Raw genomic sequence first — 17,950 nt, 5'->3', positions numbered from 1 at the left:
CGTGTCGGACGTACTGACCCTCAAAGCCGCGGGTCTGGTCGACGTCGATGCCGGGGCGATCATTCGCCCCGGCATCGTTCGTGTCTCCGGAGACCGCATTGTCGCCGTCGGAGACGGCGCATCAGATTCCGTCATCGGCTCCGACGAAGGCGAGGTCATAGACCTGGGCGACGCCTACCTGTTACCCGGCCTGATGGACATGGAGGTCAACCTGCTCATGGGCGGTCGCGGGGAGAACCCCGGGCTGTCCCAGGTGCAGGACGACCCGCCGACGCGGGTGCTGCGCGCGGTCGGCAATGCCCGGCGCACGCTGCGCGCCGGATTCACCACCGTGCGCAACCTCGGACTGTTCGTCAAGACCGGCGGCTACCTGCTGGACGTCGCACTGGGCAAGGCCATCGACGCGGGCTGGGTGGAGGGGCCACGGGTGATCCCCGCGGGTCACGCCATCACGCCCACCGGCGGCCACCTGGACCCGACCATGTTCGCCGCCTTCATGCCCGGCGCCCTGGAACTCACCGTCGAGGAGGGCATCGCCAACGGGGTCGACGAGATCCGCAAGGCGGTGCGCTATCAGATCAAACACGGCGCCCAACTGATCAAGGTGTGCGTATCCGGCGGCGTCATGTCGCTGACCGGAGAGGCCGGTGCCCAACACTATTCGGACGAGGAACTGCGCGCGATCGTCGACGAGGCACATCGCCGCGGTCTGCGGGTCGCCGCGCACACCCACGGCGCCGAGGCCGTCAAGCACGCGGTGGCCTGCGGTATCGACTGCATCGAACACGGCTTCCTGATGGACGACGAGGCCATCCAGGCACTCGTCGACAACGACCGCTTTCTGGTCACCACCCGCAGGCTGGCCCAGGCCATGGACGTCTCGAAGGCTCCGAAGGTCCTGCAGGACAAGGCCGCCGAGATGTTCCCGAAGGCCGAGACATCGATCAAGGCCGCCTATGAGGCCGGGGTCAAGATCGCGGTCGGCACCGACGCACCGGCCATCCCGCACGGGAAAAACGCCGACGAACTCGTCACCTTGGTGGAGTGGGGCATGCCCCCGGCCGCGGTGCTGCGCTCGGCGACCACCATCGCCGCCGATTTGATCAATGTCACCGACCGCGGGCGGCTGGCCGCGGGGTTGCTGGCCGACATCATCGCGGTCCCGGGCAACCCGCTGGAGGACATCACCGTTACACGGGATGTCACTTTTGTAATGAAGGGCGGTAAGGTCTACAAGAATGAGTACGCCAATGGCTCCTAGCCGAACTGACGACCTGGTGGAAATCCAGCAGCTGCTGGCCAAATACGCCGTCACCATCACCCAGGGTGACATCGAGGGCCTGGTCAGCGTCTTCACCGCGGACGGCACCTACAGTGCGTTCGGTGAAACCTATGCGCTGGAACGCTTTCCGGTGCTGGTCGATGCCGCACCCAAGGGCCTGTTCATGACGGGCACCGCGCTGATCGACCTCGTCGAGGGCGCGGACAGTGCCACCGGGACTCAACCGCTGTGTTTCATCGAGCACTCCGCTCATGACATGCGCATCGGGTACTACCGGGACACCTATCTGCGCACCGACGCCGGCTGGCGGCTGCGGACCAGGGCCATGACATTCATCCGGCGCAGCGGCGATCACGACCACGGCAAGCCGCACGCGATCGGACGGCCGTCGGCATGAGCGAGCGCAGCGAGCTCCACGAACCCGCCACCTTTCGCACTTCGCTGCAGGAATGGCTCGCCGAGAACGACCTCACACCACCCGATGATCATTCCCTGGCAGGCCACATGCGCCAGTTCGCCCGGGTGCAGAAGGCGCTGTATGACGCCGGCTGGAGCCGGTACGGCTGGCCCGAGCACGCGGGCGGGCTCGGCGGCCCGGCCATCCTGCGGGCGATCGTCGGCGAGGAGATCGTGGGCCGCAGGCTCGCCGAACCCGGGCCCTATTCGATGCTCGAGGTGCTGGCCCCCACGATGATCGACTACGCCACAACCGAACTGGCCGCCGAGATGGTGCCCAAGCTGTTGTCCGGCGAGGAGCAATGGTGCCAGGGCTTCTCCGAGCCCGGGTCGGGCAGCGACCTCGCGTCACTGACCACCAAGGCTGTACCGGACGGCGACCGCTGGATCATCAATGGCCAGAAGGTGTGGACGAGCTTCGCGCAGTTCTCGCACCGCTGCATCCTGCTGACCCGTACCGATGACGGCGCGGCCGATACCTCGCCGCGCTCACCCCATGCGAGCATCACCGCGTTCTTCGTCGACACCGACACGCCGGGAATCACCATCCGCCCGTTGCTGACGATGCACGGTGTCGACGAGTTCTGCGAGGTGTACTTCGACGACGTCATCGTCGGCGCCGACCGCATGCTCGGAAAGCCCGGTGACGGTTGGCAACTCGCGATGGACCTGCTGCCCTACGAGCGTTCGACCTGTTTCTGGCAGCGTATCGCCTATCTGTACTCGCGTTTCGACGCGCTGATCGATGAGGTCAAACGGGACGGCCAGATCATCGATACCGATATGGGCGAGGCGTATCTGGCGCTGCATACGCTGCGGTGCCGGTCCCGGGCCACCCAGCACCGACTGGCCGACGGCGAGAAGCTCGGCCCCGATACCTCCATCGACAAGGTGCTGCTCGCCACCGCCGAACAGCGTCTCTTCGACACCGTCCACGATCTGTTGCCGGGTGCGATCGAACTGGACCAAACGCCCTGGCGCACCGAATACCTGTACTCGCGTGCGGCCACCATCTACGGCGGTACCGCCGAAGTCCAGCGCAACATCATCGCCCGCCGGCTGCTGGACCTCGGGAAGGAGTGAAGACGATGGATCGCGATTCCCTCGAGCTACTGGAGGATGGCCTGCGCAAGACCATGCTGACCTCTTCCGGTCCGGCGCTGGATGCCGCACTGACCGAGCTCGGCTGGGCCGACATGCTCACCGACATGCCCGATATCGCCGTGCCGATGGTGTTTCGCCTGCTCGGCGAAACCGGTTCGCACGCATCTGTTCTCGTCGACGTGGTGCTACATGCCACCGGCAACACCATCGGTGACTCCGTCGAACTGCCGCTGCCGTACACCGGCAATTCCTGGGTGATCTGGGACCGCATCTCCGCCGACACCGTCGATCCCACGCTGGGCGGCCTGCCGCTGCGCCGCGAGGAGGAAGGCTATCCGATCCGGGTTGCCGAGGCCCGCGTCGCGGTGAGCTGGTGGCTGATCGGCTCGGCCAGGGCGATGCTGACCCTGGCGCGCCGGCACGCGCTGGACCGTATCCAGTTCGGTAAGCCGATCGCAGGATTCCAGGCTGTGCGCCACCGGTTGGCCGAGACACTGGTCGCGATCGAGGGTGCCGAGGCGACACTGAACCTCCCCGACTCCGACAGCCCCGACCTGACCTCGTTGCTGGCCAAGGCCGCGGCGGGCAAGGCCGCGCTGACCGCGGCGAAGCACTGCCAGCAGGTGCTCGGCGGTATCGGCTTCACCGAGGAGCACGACCTGCACCACCATGTGAAGCGGGTCCTCGTCCTGGACGGACTGCTGGGCAGTTCGCGCGAGCTGACCCGCAAGGCCGGCGCGGGCCTACGTGCCCGCGGATCGGCGCCCCGACTGGCCCAGCTCTGACCCCATGACTCGGCCGTGAATGCGGTTCTTCCTGTTCAGAGCACATCTTTGCGGCAATAGCCGCAGGCCGGGCACACCTTCGTGCGCGGGAAAGGTCGTTTTCCGGTAGACCTTATGAAAATGCGAAAATGAGAATAGTATTCTCGTCATGAGGAAGCTAGAGTCTCCGACACGTAGGTCGCGAGGGGGTGGAGGACGGCGATGCCCAGGCATTCTCCGGTACAGTCCATTCATGTCCTTCCCACTCGGCACGCGTCTGAGGCGCCGGTGACCAGCGCCAGCGAAGAACCCGCCTGGAAGCAGCGCGCGGTCGAACGATCGATCAAGACGGCGAAACTGCGCGCCGCTCAGCGCGTCCAGCGATTCTTGGATGCCGCCCAGTCGATCATCATCGAGAAGGGCAGCACAGACTTCACCGTGCAAGAGGTCGTCGACCGCTCCCGCCAGTCGCTGCGCAGCTTCTACCTGCAGTTCGACGGTAAACACGAGCTGCTGCTCGCCCTCTTCGAGGACGCCCTGAGCCGTTCGGCGGACCAGATCCGTGCGGCCACCGCCGGCCAGACCGATCCCATCGAGCGGCTCAAGGTCGCCATCGAGTTGCTCTTCGAATCGTCACGACCGGACCCGACCGCAAAGCGGCCGCTGTTCACCGACTTCGCCCCGCGGCTGCTGGTGTCGCATCCCTCCGAGGTCAAGGTGGCGCATGCACCACTGTTGGTGCTGCTCACAGAGCTGATGGAGGAAGCGGCCGCCGCCGGCAAGTTGCGGCCGACGGTGAGCCCGCGCCGAATGGCCGCCATGACGATGCAGACCGTGATGTTCGTCGCACAATCCAGCGGTAGCGAGGACATCGCCAACAAACCGATCAGTGCCGAGGAAGTGTGGGATTTCGTGGCGCACGGGTTCGCCACCGCAGATTGAGAACTTGGTTCTCGACCGTGTAGATCCACCATCATGGGCGGTCTGGGCGCAGACGCCGTAGACCCCCGACGATTCCGACCACCTTCGATGCCGCGCCGGTGCATGCCACCGGCAGCGCGCGCGTAGCGACGACTCGCAGCCGGGCGCCCAGCGGGCGGAAACCCCCACCGGCGCGTCCACGCGAGAATCGGATTCTCCTAGGCGAAGAGTAGAAATATTCGGATTTGAGTCTTTCATTGACAGAGCTCGGCGCCGATGACAGAGTGCTGAGCAAGTGCACAAGAACTGTTTCGCAGGAACCGTCGGAGAATTGAGGACCAGATGGCAGGGCGGGTAGAAGGCAAAGTTGCATTCGTCACCGGTGCGGCGCGGGGGCAGGGCCGCAGCCACGCCGTGCGGCTGGCCGAAGAGGGTGCCGACATCATCGCGATCGACATCGCCGGGCCTTGGCGTCCGGGCGTGGAGACCGCAATCCCCGCAGCCACACCGGATGATCTCGCCGAAACCGCGAACCTGGTGAAGGGTCTCAACCGACGCATCGTCACCGCCGAGGTCGACGTCCGCGACGCCGCCGCGGTGAAGGCAGCCGTCGACAGCGGCGTCGAACAACTCGGCCGCCTCGACATCGTGGTGGCCAACGCCGGCATCGGCAACGGTGGTGACGTGCTGCACGAGACCAGCGAATTGGACTGGGACGAGATGATCGACATCAACCTCTCGGGCGTCTGGAAGTCAGTGAAAGCCGCTGTGCCGCATATGATCGCCGGCGGGCGGGGCGGCTCCATCATTCTCACCAGTTCGGTCGGCGGCCTCAAGGCCTACCCGCACTGCGGCAACTACGTCGCCGCGAAGCACGGCGTCGTCGGTCTGATGCGCGGTTTCGCCGTCGAGTTGGGCCAGCACAACATCCGAGCCAATTCGGTGCACCCCACCCACGTCAGCACCCAGATGCTGCACAACGAGGGCACGTTCAAGATGTTCCGGCCCGACCTGGAGAACCCGGGCCCCGACGATATGGCACCCATCTGCCAGCTGTTCCACACCCTGCCCATCCCCTGGGTGGACGCCGTGGACATCAGCAACGCGGTGCTGTTCCTGGCGTCCGACGAGGCACGGTATGTCACCGGCGTCACGCTGCCGGTCGACGCCGGTAGCTGCCTGAAGTAGCCGATGTCCGACACCGTCCTGGTCACCGGGGCGTTCGGACTGGTCGGGTCGGCGACTGTCAGGGCATTGGCAGCCGAGGGCCGCTCCGTGGTCGCCACCGACCTCGGCACCGAGGCCAATCGGGCCAAGGCGCAAGACCTTCCGAGCGGCGCCCGCGCGCAGTGGGCCGACTTGACCGCACCTGGCGAGGTGCAGCGGCTCATCGACGAGATCGCTCCGGAGGCGATCGTCCATCTGGCCGCGGTGATCCCGCCGCCGATCTACCGCAACCGGGCACTGGCCCGTCGGGTCAACGTCGATGCCACCAGAACCCTGGTCGACATCGCCTCGGCCGCCGCCGAACCTCCACGGTTCGTGCAGGCGTCCAGCAACGCCGTGTACGGATCCCGCAATCCCCACCGCAATCCGGACCCGGTGCGCGCGGACACTCCCCCGCGGCCGACCGAACTGTACGGGCAGCACAAGTTGGAATCCGAAGCGTACGTGCGGGCCTCGTCGTTGCCGTGGATCGTGCTGCGGCTCGGCGGGGTGATGAGCACCGATCTGTCCGCGCTTCCGTTCACCATGGACGCGCTGTACTTCGAGAGTGCGCTGCCGACCGACAATCGCATCCACATGGTCGACGTCCGGGATGTGGCGAGTGCGTTCGCCGCGGCCACGGTCGCCGATGCGGTCGGCGAGATACTGCTGATCGCCGGTGACGAAACCCACCGTATGCGCCAAGGGGATGTCGGCGCGGCGTTGGCGGCGGCGCGCGGGATGCCCGGGGTGCTGCCTGCGGGCCGCCCGGGTGATCCGGACAGTGATGACGACTGGTTCATCACCGACTGGATGGACACCACCAGGGCGCAGGAACTGCTGAAGTTCCAACACCATTCCTGGCCCGAGATGCTCGACGAGATCCGGGTACAGACCGGTTGGAAGCGGTACCCCTCCCGGCTGATCGCCCCGCTCGCGCGGGCGTTCGTGAAACGGCAGGGCGCCTACCGTGGTGCACCCGGTCGGTATGCCGATCCGTGGGGGGCGCTGAGCGCCCGGCTCGGGGACACCAGCATCGACTCCGCGCCGGTATGACCGCCCTGGTGATGGGCGCCAGCGGGTTCCTCGGATCCCACGTCACCCGTCAACTGGCCCGGCGCGGTGACGGTGTCCGGGTGTTGCTGCGCCGCACCAGCGACACCCGCGGCATCGACGGCCTGGACGTAGAGCGTTGCTATGGCGACCTTTTCGACGATGACGGGTTGCGTGCCGCGATGACGGACGTCGACGTCCTCTATTACTGCGTGGTCGATGCCCGGGCGTGGCTACGCGATCCCGGCACGCTGTTCAGCACCAACGTCGAAGGGTTGCGCCGGGTCCTCGACATGGCCCTGGCGACCGGTATCGAGAAGTTCGTCTTCACCAGTACCGTCGGCACCTTGGCCGCCGGAACCGACCGACCGGTCACCGAAGAGGACGAAGCCGACTGGACCGGCGGCGGGCCCTATATCGAATCCCGCCGGGCTGCCGAGGCTTTGGTACTGGAGTACGCCCGCACCCGCGGATTGCCCGCCGTGGCGATGTGCGTCTCGACCACCTACGGTCCCGGTGATTGGCAGCCGACGCCACACGGCGGAGCACTGGCCATGGTGGCCGCCGGCCGATTTCCGTTCTACTTCGGCTATTCCCTCGAGGTGGTGGGCATCGAGGACGCCGCCCGCGCCATGCTGTTGGCCGCCAAGAAAGGCCGAATCGGCGAGCGTTACATCATTTCTGATCGCTTCATGAGTTCGCAGGAACTGCATGCCGTGGCGGCCGAGGCCGGCGGTGTGCGAGCTCCCCGCATCGGTATCCCGCTTCCGGTGCTCTACGCCGGTGCCCGGATCAATGATCTCGCCGCCCGGGTGGTGAACCGTGACCTGCCGTTCGCCACCGCCGGCCTGCGCATCGTCGAGAACATGGGCAGGCTGGACCATTCCAAGGCGGTGCGCGAGCTGGGTTGGCAGCCCGAACCTGTCCGCGACTCCATCCAGCGGGCCGTCCGCTTCTTCGCCGACCGAGGCCGATGACACGCTGGGCTTCCGCCGACGGCCTGCTCTTCCCTGCCGAACCGGATGCGCTACGGGTCGGTGGCGCCGACTTTCTGACCACCGCGATGCATCGGCTCGGGGCGCTGCCCTCCGACAACCGGATCACGACAGTGACCCGGTTCTCCGAATGCGGCGGCAGCAGCACCGGGCGCAACGCGCAGCTGGACGTCGAGTATCTGCAACCCGAACCGCCGACCGAGCTGTTCGTCAAGTTCTCCCGCGACTTCGACGATCCGCGCCGCGACTCTGTGGCCGACGCCGGGGTCGACGGGTTCGCCCGGCGCATACCGAGTCGCGTCGCGGCCGCCCGGACAACGCGCACACAGTGGACTCAGCAATAGGCACACCGGAATCTGCGCAGAAAGCGCTTCGCAGTCTTGACTCGGGCCGGTCACCGAGGTCTTCAAGAAAGTACTTGCACGGCTTGCATTTCCAGCGTAGACTCGAACACAAGTTCGAAGCGAAGTGGCTCCCACTCTCCAGGTGAGCCCGTGTCGGCGGCACCACGCCGTCGAGAAGGTTCGACCGACCCTGACGAGGGTGTGATCGAGCCATAGTGCCCCTGTGGAGCGTGTGTGTTGGCCTTGTCCGAAAGGTTGGGTCCCTTATGGACGCCACCGATGTGAATTGTTTTGTTGATGCGTTGATCGATGATCTGGCTCCGGCTGAGATGCCGGCCGACGATGCGCAGCGGACGTTGTTTCATCTGTTGGAGTGTCCGCGGCCAATGATCGATGACGACGCGCTGTTGGCGGTGTTGGCCGGGGCGGTGACGGTACGCAACCTGGCCGACCATGTCATCGCCTCGGCGGTGGCCGCTGCGGAGCGGGCCGGGATCCCGGCCCGGCGGCACCTGAAGACGGGCACCGATCTGCTCAGTCTGCTGGGGATGGCGCCTGGGGCGGCGGTGCGGGCGGTGCGGGTGGGCCGCGCGGCGCACCTGTTGCCGGCGATGACCACCGCGCAACGGTTGGGTGGGATCGGGATCGAGTTCGCCGACGCCGTCGGCAAAGGCGTTACGCATATCAATGCCAGAACCGAGCTGTCCGAGGATGATCGGGCGAGTGTGGTGACCAAGCTGATGACCCAGACGACCCCGGCCGAGGTGGGGAAGAAGGCGCGGGCGATCGCCATCGACCGCACCGCAGATCTACCGCCGCAGGAGCGTGCGGTACCGGTAGCCGAGGACGCCGACCTCAACACGATGACCCTCGTCCTGGACGAGGAAGGCCGATACGAGGCCACCCTCAACCTCGACGTCGGAACCGGGGAAGGGCTGTGTGCGGCGCTGGATCCGCTATGCCGGCCTGTCCCACTGCCCGACGGGTCGCCGGACCCCCGCTCCATCGACAAACGCCGTGGCGATGCGGTCGGGCAGATCCTGCGCACCTATCTGTCGCAGTCGACGCGACCGATGTCCGGTGGGGTGCTACCGCACGTCACGCTCATTCGCCCGGGGCAGCGCGGTGAGGAGGCGGTGGATTCCCTCGGGTTCGGTGGACCGGTCAGCGCCGCGACCGCGGATCTGATCGCATGCGATTCGACGTTGACCAATGTGATCGTCGACTTCTCCGGGGTGCCGCTTGATGTCGGCCGCGCGGAGCGGCTGTTCACCCTGGCGATCCGCAAAGCGCTCGGGGTGCGCGACGGGGGCTGCGCGCATCCGGGGTGCGGTCGTCCGGTGTCCTGGTGCGACGCCCACCACATCCAACCCTGGAGCGACGGTGGGTCAACGAGTTTGGACAACGGGGTGCTGCTGTGCCGGCTGCACCACAGCCTGATCCACCACGGTGGCTGGCAGGTCTACCTCGGCCGCGACCGCCACCCCTGGTTCATCCCACCGCACAAGCCGGGTGAGCCCGAACCGGAGCATCTGCGCTCACACGCCCGGCGCACCATGACCGACCTATCGGCCGCCGCATAACCAGAGCCTCGACGCCCCTTGAAAACTGAACAGTGAGAGCCGGTCCGGCTAGCGTGCCGCCGTCCGGCGGGCACCGGGCTCGGAGCCGATCACGCCGTCCTCCCGCAGTGCCCGGATCTCTTCGGGCGACAGGCCCAGCTGGGTGAGCAGTTCGTCATTGTGCTCGCCGAGCAACGGTGCCGCCGTGCGGTGAAGTTCCGCGGGTCCTCGTGACAGCGCGATCGGCAACGTGCTGTGTGGCGCGGCTGGGTTCACCGGGTGGCCGACGAACTCGAAGAACCGGCGGTGCCGTAGCTGCGGCAGCTCGGTCTGCCGGTGTGGCTGCATCACCTTCGCCACGGGAACCCCCGCCGGCCAGAGTGATTCGACGATCTCGTCGCCGGCGCGGGTCGCACACCACGCGGCGAGGTGTCCGTCGATCAGGTCGTGCTGCGCCACTCGGCCGGCGCGGGTGGTCAACGCCCCGGCCGCGGCCCAGTCGGGTGCGCCCAATGCGTCCCGCAGGGCGATCCACTGCGCGTCGGTGGCCACCGCGATCGCCACCCAACTGTCGGCGCGGCCGAACTCGTCGATATCGGCGCAGCGGTAGATGTTCTGCGGCGCGGCGGCCGGTCCACGGTTACCGTCGCGCTGCAACAGAGCCCCGTACGCGGAGAACTCGATCACCTGTTCGGCCGCGATGTTGAGGGCGGCATCGGCCATCGCCGCCTCGACCAGGACCGCCTCGCCGGTGCGGCGGTGGTGCTCGAGTGCCAGCAGCAGCGCGTTCAAGGCGTGCACCCCGGCGTTCGGGTCGCCCACCGCATACGGCTCGAACGGGGTGCGATCCGGGAAGCCGGTCAGCCAACTCAGACCGGTGGCGTCCTCGATGATGTAGGCGAAGGCCGGGTTGTCCCGCCACGGACCATCCAGGCCGAAACCGGGCATCCGCAGCATGATGATGCCGTCGCGCATGGTGCGCACGGCCTCGAAGTCCAAACCGATCTGGTCGATGACCCGAGGAGTGAAGTTCTCCACCACCACATCGCAGGTACCGATCAGGCGGCGAAGCAGATCGCGGCCCTGCTCGGTTTGGAAGTCGAGTGTCAACCCCTTCTTGTTTGTGTTGAGGGCCGAGAAGATCGGCGAGCGCTCCCACCACAATTCCTCACTGGCCGGAATGCCCGCGATCAGCCGGGTGCCATCGGGGCGCGCGGTCGACTCGAGATGGATCACCTCGGCGCCCAGCATGCCCAGGATGTGGGTGCACGACGGGCCGGCCCAGAAGGTGGTCATGTCCAGGACACGCATGCCACTGAACGGCAGGCGGTCCCGGTCACACGGTTGCTGCGGTTCCGGGCGTGCGGTCGGAGTCTGCGCGGTCACCTCTGCGGTGTGCTCGCCGAGAGCCGGGGCGGGGCTGGGCGGGCGCAGTGATACGCCACCGATGCGGTAGGGATGCGCGGGCTGAGTGAACCCGCCGTGCGGGTTGTCGACGAACGCTGCCCGCTCGACGAAATGATCCATCGCGGTGACATTCTCACCGTTGCCGACCGGGGCGTTCGGGATGCGGAAGGCCGAGGCCAGGTCGCGGATATCGTCGACGTTCTGGTCGCGGAGCCAGGTATAGAGCTCTTCGGCGTGCAGGTTGGCCTGCTCGGTGATGGTCAGGCTGGTGTCCTCGTCGATCCACTCGCTGTGACCTGACATGACGCACAGATCATGCCACTGCTGGGCCGTGCCACACCCCAGCGCCACCAGACCGTCGGCGGCCTCAGCGACACCTGGCACAGTGGGCCGCCGCTCGGTGCGCCACGGGCGGCCGAGCATCTGAAAGTAGGTGACCGGATAGTAGGTCAGGCACAGGATCTGCGTCTCCAACGCCGACAGGTCGATCAGCTCGCCGTACCCGTCCCGCAGCGCACGAACCCGGAACGCCTGCGTCATGGCCGCGGCGTAAGCGCCGGTCACCCACTCCCCCACCTGACCGCCGACGTGGGCCGGCGCCCGGTCCTGGGATCCGCGACCGATCCCGATCGCGCCACCGGACCAGGCCTGCAGGGTGAATTCGGTGGCCGCCCGGTCATGCCAGGGGCCGTCCAACCCGAACGGGCTGATCGCGGTGACGATCAGATGGGGGTGGCGGCGGTGCAGCTCCTCTGGCGAGATCATCTCGGCGACAGCAGACCCCGCTGACCACACCACGGCATCTGCGGCAGCCACCAGCCGGTCGAGCAGGGCGGTTCCGCTGTCCGGATCGATCACCACGCTGCGTTTACCACCGCCGAGGAACGTGAACAACGCACCGCTGTCGCCGGGCGCGATGGGTGCTGCGGAGGCCGACCACTGCCGTAGCGGGTCTCCGCCGGGTGATTCCACCTTGATGACGTCGGCACCCCCGTCGGCCAGGATCCTGGTGCAGTAGGCACCGGCAATGCCGGTGGACAGGTCGACGACGGTGTAGCCGGAAAGCGGTGCGCTCATGTCTACTCGGGCTTGTTCCGGTTCTTCTTCGACAGCCGGAAGTCGGGCGGGAACTTGCTGTCGTTGTCGTTGACCGCCGCCGACAGTCCGGAGTCGATGGAATCGAACATGTCGAGGTCGTCCTCGCTGTCGTTGGCCACGCCGTTGCCCATCGACTCGAAAAAGGCGCTCAGCAGGCTGCCCATGTACTCGCCCTGGTGCTGTTTGAAGATCTCGAAGAACATCTTCTGCTGAAACACGGTGTCCACCGGCCGGTTCCGGGCGCACGCCTGTGCGTACTTCTGCGTCTCGGCCTCCAGCCGATCGCGGGCCACCACCTTGTTCAGAAAGTTGCAGTCATACATCTCGGCGGCGGTGAACGGACGCCCGGTGAACACCATCTCCTGGAACTTGCGCAGACCCATCATCTGCACCCAGGTCCACATCCGCGGACCCCAACCGTGATAGCGGAAGGACGGATGACCGAACAGCGCGTCATCGCTGGAGATCACCAGATCGGCGTCGGCGCATTGATAGAAGTGCCAGCCGTAGCAGTAGCCCTTGGCCTCGACGATGCTGATCTTCTTGAAATCCTGCAGCGCACGGTTGCCCGCCTGCGAGTTCGCGTACCACGAACTGATGGTGGCCCCGTTGCGGAAGGTGCCCTTCGGCGGATAGCTGACCTCACCGACTCCGTCATCCTCCAGCCGCAATTCGGCCAACCGGGCGGCCGGATTGTCGTTACCTTCCATGAACTCCGGCAGATCCGCACCGCTTCCCAGGTTGTCCCCGACACCGCGGATGATCACCACCTTGACGTCGTTGTCGGCGTTGGCGGCGCGCAGGACGTCGGCGTAGCGCAGCCGGGCCATCGACGTCGGAGCATTGAGGAACTCAGGCCGGTCGAACGTGATGGTCGCGATCTTGGTGCTGCGGTCCTTCTCGTAGCGGATGATCTCCTCCGGGGTGGGCCGATCGGCCATCACCACGCTCCTTTGCTCGTCTGGGTCAGCACCGTGGGTCCGTCCGCGCCGATCACCACGGCGTCGCGGGTGAACACCGCGCCGACGCCGGGTTCCCAGACATAGCCGGTCACCGCCAGCACGTTGCCGTCGGCCAGCACGTCGCGTTCGGCCGTGGCACGCAGCGCCGGTGACACCACCGGCGGGTCGAATCCGAGGCCGAGGCCGTGCGCCACCGGCATCGCCGGCAGCGGCTCACCCGCCTGTGCGTAGGCATCGAGCAGGGCGCTGGCCGGGTTTCCGGGCCGGCAGGCGTCGATCAACCTGTCCCACAGGTGGTCTCGGCGTCGGTACAACGACCGGACCGCATCGGTCGGTTCGCCGATGTAGAACGTGCGCGCCACCTCCGCGACATACCCGTCGGCGAGCACCCCGGCCGACAGCGCCACCAGATCGCCCGCGCGAACGGTGCCGTCGCCGCGCTCGCGCCGCCACGGGTGATCCTTGGAGGTCACCCACGCGGCGTCCTGGGTGGCGGGGGTACTGACCCCGCCGGCCGCCTCGGCCTCCAGGATCACCCCGGCAAGGTGCTGTTCGGTCGTGCCGGGCGTCAGCTCGGCGGCCCCCTTGGCCAGGGCCTCCTCGGCGACGGTCAGTGCCCGCCGCAGCGCGGCGATCTCCTCGGAGGTCTTGACCCGCCGGGCGGCCCGCATGGCGGGCTCGGCATCGACGAGTTCGGCTTGAGGGAACACCATCGGCAGCAGTTTGGCGAACATGGGTGTCAGCGCATCGGTTCCGACCCGTCGCGCGGTGTCGGCACCCTTCATCTTCGCCATGATGCCGACCAGGGTCATCGGGTTCCAGGCGAACCCGTAGAGGTTCTCGTGCGGGATCTCCTCGGGGATGCCCTCATCCCAGGTGCTGTTCAGGTGGATCTCCCCGGTGGCCCGCACATACGAGCAGATGGGCCCGAACGGCCGGGTTCCCACCACCCAGAGCTGTGGCGCACCGGAGATGTAGCGCACATTGGCCTGCCGCCCCAGCACCAGGATGTCCAGGTCGTGCGCCTCCATCTGCGCGATGGCGCGCGCACGGCGGCTGAGTCGCAGCGCCCGGCCGTCGGCCTCGATCTCAGTTCCCATTGGACACCTCGTAGGGGTCGTACGGATACGCGGTCAGCGGCATCCAGCCGTCGTCGGTGACCACCACGATTTCCTCACCGCGGTAGCCGCCGGTGCCGTCCTCCCAGACCACCGGCTCGAACACCAGCAGCATCCCGGCGGGGAAGACGAAATTGTCATCCCACTCCTGGCCGAGATCGGTGCCGATCATCGGCATCTCGGCGGCGCTGGTCCCGATCCCGTGACCCAGATAGAAGTGCGGCAGCCAGGGCTTCTGCCCGCCGGCGGCCGCGGTGGCGGCGCGTCCGAGGTCACCGCAGCTGGCACCGGCCTTGGTCACCGACAGGACGGCGTCGACGATCGTGCGCCACTTGTCGAACTGCGCCTGCTGCGCCGGGGTCGGATCCTGACCGACGATCCAGGTGCGACCGTGGTCGGAGCAGTATCCGCGGTAGGCGATGGAGACGTCGGTCCACAACACGTCACCCTCGGCGACTTCACGCTCGGTGGTCAGCAGTGGCAGGGCGAGATCGCCGGTGGTGGTCCAGGTGCCGGCCGCCTTGGAGGTCGGCATGACCTGCCAGATGGAATCGAACATGTTCGTCGTCGCGCCGAGTTCGAAGGTGCGACGCACGAATTCGGCGGACAGGTCGATCTGGCGCACGCCCGGCACCAGTGATTTCTGGATCTCGGCGACAGCCTGCTCGGTGATCTGGCAGGCCCGGCGGATACAGGAGATCTGGTCAATGGTCTTGACCAGTTTGGCCGCGCCGATCACCGGCGCGGCATCCACCGGCTCGGTGGGGAACAGTGCGCTGCCGGCCCGGCGCATCGCGCCGGTCAGCTCGTCGACCGCGATGGTGGCACCGGCCGGGAGCAACCGGCCGAGAATCCGGGCGAAATCCCCGACGCCCTCCTCGAACTCGAGATACACCGGCCCGTTGAGGTGATCGGCGGGCAGGCCGGACTCACTGGCAGACCCCTCGCGGAACGGGAGGAACAGATGCGGATGCTCGTCGCCGGCCACCACGACCGCGACCGGCCGCTCGATATGCGACAACCCGGCGTCGGCCAGCGGCCAGCTGATCCCCGTCGCGTAAATGACGTTGCTGTTGCCCAACAGCACCAGGACATCGACGCCGTGATCGGCCATCGCCGCCTGCAAGCGCGCCGAGACCTCACGGCGCATCCGGTCCAGGTCGGGTTCGTCCGGGATGTCCAGCCGGCTGTACCCGGTGCGGGCGATCTGAGTGACCCCGGACACTGTCGCCGCCGTCATGACTGCAGACCGAGGAACTTCTGGATGTTCGTCGACACGATCTTGGCGGCGTTCTCCGGGCCGACCGCATCCACGACGGTCGCCAGCGACTTCTCGGAATACCCGAACGTGGACTCGTTGTGCGGGTAGTCGCTGGACCACATCACGTTGTCCACGCCGATATCGTCGATCAGCCGCAGGCCCAGCGGATCCACCATGAATGATGCGCTCATGTGGTTGTCCCAGTAGTGCCGGATATCATGCTGCAGTTCGTGGTTGAACATGTGACGGTAGGAAGCGAGCATGTGCTCGCCGTCCTGCAGCGCCGTCGGCACCCAAGCGATTCCACCTTCGAACCATCCGATCTTGAGCCTCGGGTGGCGGTCGAGGATGCCGGAGAACAGGTACTTGGCGAACTGTTCCCGGAACGAGTCGACGTTGACCATCATGCCCACGACGACACTGTTGTTCTCACACGGGGTTTTGGGCGGGGTCTCGCCGATGTGGTGGCTGACCGGCAGGCCGGCGTCCTCGATCTCGTCCCACACCGCGTCCAGTGTCGCGCCGCCGTAATCGTAGATATTGCCGTCGTCGTCCTTGCCGGGATTCAGCGGCAGCAGAAACGTCTTGAGTCCGAGAGCCTTCAACTCGGCCAGTGTGCTTCTCGTGCCCTTGGGGTCCCACCAGTTGATCAGCCCGACACCGTAGAAGTGTCCGTTGGAGCGCTCCTGCAGATCGGCGATGTGCTCGTTGTAGATCCGGAATACCCGCTCGCGCAGCGATTTATCCGGGTAGTGGAAGAGCGCGAGCACGGCGTTGGGGAATGCCAGTTCCTTGTCGATACCGTCTTCCTTGAGCTCACGGATACGGGCCTCGATATTGTTCGACGCGGCGCCGGCGAGGTCGTCGTACTGCATGAGGACCCGGCCGAAGTCACCACCGGTCCAGGCCTTGCCCTTCATCCCGACCATATAGGCGCCGTCCTCGTACCAGATGCGCGGCGCAGCGCCCTTCAACTCGTCGGGGAAACGTTCATAGAAGATGTCATCGGCGACGGAGATGTGGTTGTCGGCCGAGAAGATCTCGGTGCCCTGGGGCAATCCGGCCAGTCCGTCCGGCGACGCGTGGCCGCGTCGGTCTTTGGGAGCGCCGAATCCTTCCGGCGGGTAGAGGGCAGTGGCGCTGGACATTTCATGTCTCCGATCGGGTGGGCGGTGGACTGAGGGGTGGTTCGAGCGACCTACCAGGTCACCGGAAGCTCGTAGACGCCATAGGCGAGACGGTCGTGCTTGAACGGCACCGAAGCAAATGGAATCGCCAGGCGCATGGTCGGAATGCGGCGCAGCAGCGTGTGGAACACGATCTGCAGTTCGGCGCGCGCGAGCTGCTGTCCGACGCATTGGTGCCGGCCGTAACCGAAGCCGAGTTGCTGGCTTGCGTTGCGGGTGAGGTCGAGCTTGTCGGGCTCGGGGTAGGCCTTCGGGTCCCAGTTGGCCGGAGCCAAGTCGATGATCACACCCTCACCGGCCCGAATGGTCTCACCGCTGATGTCGATGTCCTCGATGGCGACGCGGCGCTGTCCGTTCTGGATGATCGACAGGTAGCGCATCAATTCCTCGACGGCGTTGGCGATCACCTTGGGATCGTCGGCATTACGCAGGAAATCGGCCTGCTCGGGATTCTCCAGCAGCGCCAGCACACCGATGCCGATCACGTTGGCCGTGGTCTCGTGCCCGGCGATGAGCAGACCGGTCCCCAGCTGCGCGGCCTCCTTGACGCTGATCTCGCCGGCGGTCACCCGCTCGGCCAGGTCGGACACCGCATCCTCGGCCGGTTCGGCCTGTTTCTTCTCGATCAGGTTGATCAGATACTGGTGCAGGCTCATCGCACCCTTCTGCATCGCGTCCGCCGCGGCGTAACGGGCCAGCCCGGCGTTGGCGTGCTCCTGGAAGAACTCGTGGTCTTCGTAAGGGACACCGAGCATTTCGCTGATCACGACCGTCGGCACCGGGAGCGCGAGCTTGTCGACGATATCGGCGGGCTGCGGCCCTTCCAGGATCTCGTCGATGCATTGGTCGGTGATCTTCTGGATCACCGGCCGGAGGCCCTCGACGCGGCGGAAGGTGAACGGCTTGGACAGCATCCGACGAAACCGGGTGTGTTCCTCGGCGTCGGCGGTGAACACCGAACGTGGGCGTTTGTCCACGGTGGCCGCCATATGCTCGTTCCAGTGCGGAAACCCGACGCGTCGGTCATCGACGCTGATCCGCGCGTCGGCGAACAACGCCTTGGCCTCTTCGTGACCGGTGATCAACCACGGTGTGTCGCCGTTCCAGATACGCACCCGGGAAAGCCCTTTGGGGTTGCCCAGCATCTGCCGCGGCGGCGAAAACGGGCAAGAGGCCTCCCGCTCCATGGGATATTCCGGGGTGTCGGTTTCGGTCAGCGTGTCAGACATG

16 protein-coding genes are annotated in these 17,950 nt (G+C 66.5%); 10 read left to right on the top strand and 6 right to left on the bottom strand.

Features of this window, described 5'->3' with window-relative positions; genetic code table 11:
• The first annotated feature begins 1 nt into the window (after position 1).
• The 10 genes from A7U43_RS11240 (at position 2) to A7U43_RS11195 (ending at position 9,708) form a co-directional block, all read left to right on the top strand.
• Complete coding sequence (locus A7U43_RS11240; RefSeq protein WP_067994830.1) at positions 2 to 1,261, top strand: metal-dependent hydrolase family protein; 1,260 nt, start codon at positions 2 to 4, stop codon at positions 1,259 to 1,261.
• The gene (locus A7U43_RS11235; protein WP_067994827.1) at positions 1,239 to 1,679 is read left to right on the top strand and encodes a nuclear transport factor 2 family protein; all 441 of its coding nucleotides are present in this window, start codon (positions 1,239 to 1,241) and stop codon (positions 1,677 to 1,679) included. Before A7U43_RS11240 ends, A7U43_RS11235 begins: the two co-directional genes overlap by 23 nt.
• The gene (locus A7U43_RS11230; RefSeq protein ID WP_067994825.1) at positions 1,676 to 2,821 is read left to right on the top strand and encodes an acyl-CoA dehydrogenase family protein; all 1,146 of its coding nucleotides are present in this window, start codon (positions 1,676 to 1,678) and stop codon (positions 2,819 to 2,821) included. The genes A7U43_RS11235 and A7U43_RS11230 overlap by 4 nt, the downstream gene beginning before the upstream one ends.
• A gap of 5 nt (positions 2,822 to 2,826) precedes the next feature.
• Positions 2,827 to 3,627 carry an acyl-CoA dehydrogenase family protein gene (locus A7U43_RS11225; RefSeq protein ID WP_068002452.1) on the top strand — a complete coding sequence of 267 codons (801 nt, stop codon included), beginning with the start codon at positions 2,827 to 2,829 and terminating at the stop codon, positions 3,625 to 3,627.
• Between the two features lie 201 nt (positions 3,628 to 3,828).
• Positions 3,829 to 4,548 carry a TetR/AcrR family transcriptional regulator gene (locus A7U43_RS11220; protein ID WP_082902096.1) on the top strand — a complete coding sequence of 240 codons (720 nt, stop codon included), beginning with the start codon at positions 3,829 to 3,831 and terminating at the stop codon, positions 4,546 to 4,548.
• A 321-nt stretch (positions 4,549 to 4,869) separates the two neighbouring features.
• Positions 4,870 to 5,715, top strand: coding sequence for a mycofactocin-coupled SDR family oxidoreductase (locus A7U43_RS11215; RefSeq protein WP_067994819.1), 846 nt, complete (start codon positions 4,870 to 4,872; stop codon positions 5,713 to 5,715).
• Between the two features lie 3 nt (positions 5,716 to 5,718).
• Positions 5,719 to 6,789 (top strand): NAD-dependent epimerase/dehydratase family protein, encoded by a 1,071-nt coding sequence (locus A7U43_RS11210; protein ID WP_067994816.1) that lies wholly within the window; start codon positions 5,719 to 5,721, stop codon positions 6,787 to 6,789.
• A complete protein-coding gene (locus A7U43_RS11205; RefSeq protein WP_067994813.1) occupies positions 6,786 to 7,763 on the top strand; it encodes an NAD-dependent epimerase/dehydratase family protein in 978 nt (325 codons plus the stop codon). Before A7U43_RS11210 ends, A7U43_RS11205 begins: the two co-directional genes overlap by 4 nt.
• Positions 7,760 to 8,125: a hypothetical protein gene (locus A7U43_RS11200; RefSeq protein ID WP_067994810.1), complete on the top strand. Its 366-nt coding sequence runs from the start codon at positions 7,760 to 7,762 to the stop codon at positions 8,123 to 8,125. The genes A7U43_RS11205 and A7U43_RS11200 overlap by 4 nt, the downstream gene beginning before the upstream one ends.
• A 266-nt stretch (positions 8,126 to 8,391) precedes the next feature.
• Entirely contained in the window at positions 8,392 to 9,708 is a 1,317-nt protein-coding gene (locus A7U43_RS11195) for an HNH endonuclease signature motif containing protein (RefSeq protein ID WP_067994807.1), read from the top strand.
• 48 nt (positions 9,709 to 9,756) lie between these two features.
• Here A7U43_RS11195 and A7U43_RS11190 read toward each other — a convergent pair whose 3' ends face one another.
• From A7U43_RS11190 to A7U43_RS11165, 6 genes are read right to left on the bottom strand one after another with little or no spacing between them, the layout of a single operon-like run.
• Positions 9,757 to 12,171, bottom strand: a complete 2,415-nt coding sequence (locus A7U43_RS11190; RefSeq protein ID WP_067994804.1) for a CaiB/BaiF CoA transferase family protein — start codon at positions 12,169 to 12,171, stop codon at positions 9,757 to 9,759.
• Positions 12,172 to 12,173: 2 nt separating this feature from the next.
• Positions 12,174 to 13,133 (bottom strand): enoyl-CoA hydratase/isomerase family protein, encoded by a 960-nt coding sequence (locus tag A7U43_RS11185; protein ID WP_068002450.1) that lies wholly within the window; start codon positions 13,131 to 13,133, stop codon positions 12,174 to 12,176.
• Positions 13,133 to 14,254: a M24 family metallopeptidase gene (locus A7U43_RS11180; protein ID WP_067994800.1), complete on the bottom strand. Its 1,122-nt coding sequence runs from the start codon at positions 14,252 to 14,254 to the stop codon at positions 13,133 to 13,135. Before A7U43_RS11180 ends, A7U43_RS11185 begins: the two co-directional genes overlap by 1 nt.
• Positions 14,244 to 15,512, bottom strand: coding sequence for a M24 family metallopeptidase (locus tag A7U43_RS11175; protein ID WP_067994797.1), 1,269 nt, complete (start codon positions 15,510 to 15,512; stop codon positions 14,244 to 14,246). The genes A7U43_RS11180 and A7U43_RS11175 overlap by 11 nt, the downstream gene beginning before the upstream one ends.
• Positions 15,509 to 16,681, bottom strand: coding sequence for an amidohydrolase family protein (locus A7U43_RS11170; RefSeq protein ID WP_067994794.1), 1,173 nt, complete (start codon positions 16,679 to 16,681; stop codon positions 15,509 to 15,511). The genes A7U43_RS11175 and A7U43_RS11170 overlap by 4 nt, the downstream gene beginning before the upstream one ends.
• Before the next feature lie 50 nt (positions 16,682 to 16,731).
• On the bottom strand, positions 16,732 to 17,949 hold the full coding sequence (locus A7U43_RS11165; protein ID WP_067994791.1) for a cytochrome P450: 1,218 nt from the start codon (positions 17,947 to 17,949) through the stop codon (positions 16,732 to 16,734).
• Between the last annotated feature and the right edge of the window lies 1 nt (position 17,950).

Source organism: Mycobacterium adipatum (genome assembly GCF_001644575.1).
Classification (GTDB): domain Bacteria; phylum Actinomycetota; class Actinomycetes; order Mycobacteriales; family Mycobacteriaceae; genus Mycobacterium; species Mycobacterium adipatum.
The sequence above is the reverse complement of the archived record's forward strand: the minus strand, read 5'-3'. Positions and strand labels throughout refer to the sequence as shown.

Coding starts and splice junctions, on each gene's coding strand:
- A7U43_RS11235 (WP_067994827.1), top strand. CDS start 1,239: ATGAGTACGCCAATGGCTCCTAGCCGAACTGACGACCTGGTGGAAATC.
- A7U43_RS11230 (WP_067994825.1), top strand. CDS start 1,676: ATGAGCGAGCGCAGCGAGCTCCACGAACCCGCCACCTTTCGCACTTCG.
- A7U43_RS11225 (WP_068002452.1), top strand. CDS start 2,827: ATGGATCGCGATTCCCTCGAGCTACTGGAGGATGGCCTGCGCAAGACC.
- A7U43_RS11220 (WP_082902096.1), top strand. CDS start 3,829: ATGCCCAGGCATTCTCCGGTACAGTCCATTCATGTCCTTCCCACTCGG.
- A7U43_RS11215 (WP_067994819.1), top strand. CDS start 4,870: ATGGCAGGGCGGGTAGAAGGCAAAGTTGCATTCGTCACCGGTGCGGCG.
- A7U43_RS11210 (WP_067994816.1), top strand. CDS start 5,719: ATGTCCGACACCGTCCTGGTCACCGGGGCGTTCGGACTGGTCGGGTCG.
- A7U43_RS11205 (WP_067994813.1), top strand. CDS start 6,786: ATGACCGCCCTGGTGATGGGCGCCAGCGGGTTCCTCGGATCCCACGTC.
- A7U43_RS11200 (WP_067994810.1), top strand. CDS start 7,760: ATGACACGCTGGGCTTCCGCCGACGGCCTGCTCTTCCCTGCCGAACCG.
- A7U43_RS11195 (WP_067994807.1), top strand. CDS start 8,392: ATGGACGCCACCGATGTGAATTGTTTTGTTGATGCGTTGATCGATGAT.
- A7U43_RS11190 (WP_067994804.1), bottom strand. CDS start 12,171: ATGAGCGCACCGCTTTCCGGCTACACCGTCGTCGACCTGTCCACCGGC.
- A7U43_RS11185 (WP_068002450.1), bottom strand. CDS start 13,133: ATGGCCGATCGGCCCACCCCGGAGGAGATCATCCGCTACGAGAAGGAC.
- A7U43_RS11180 (WP_067994800.1), bottom strand. CDS start 14,254: ATGGGAACTGAGATCGAGGCCGACGGCCGGGCGCTGCGACTCAGCCGC.
- A7U43_RS11175 (WP_067994797.1), bottom strand. CDS start 15,512: ATGACGGCGGCGACAGTGTCCGGGGTCACTCAGATCGCCCGCACCGGG.
- A7U43_RS11170 (WP_067994794.1), bottom strand. CDS start 16,681: ATGTCCAGCGCCACTGCCCTCTACCCGCCGGAAGGATTCGGCGCTCCC.
- A7U43_RS11165 (WP_067994791.1), bottom strand. CDS start 17,949: ATGTCTGACACGCTGACCGAAACCGACACCCCGGAATATCCCATGGAG.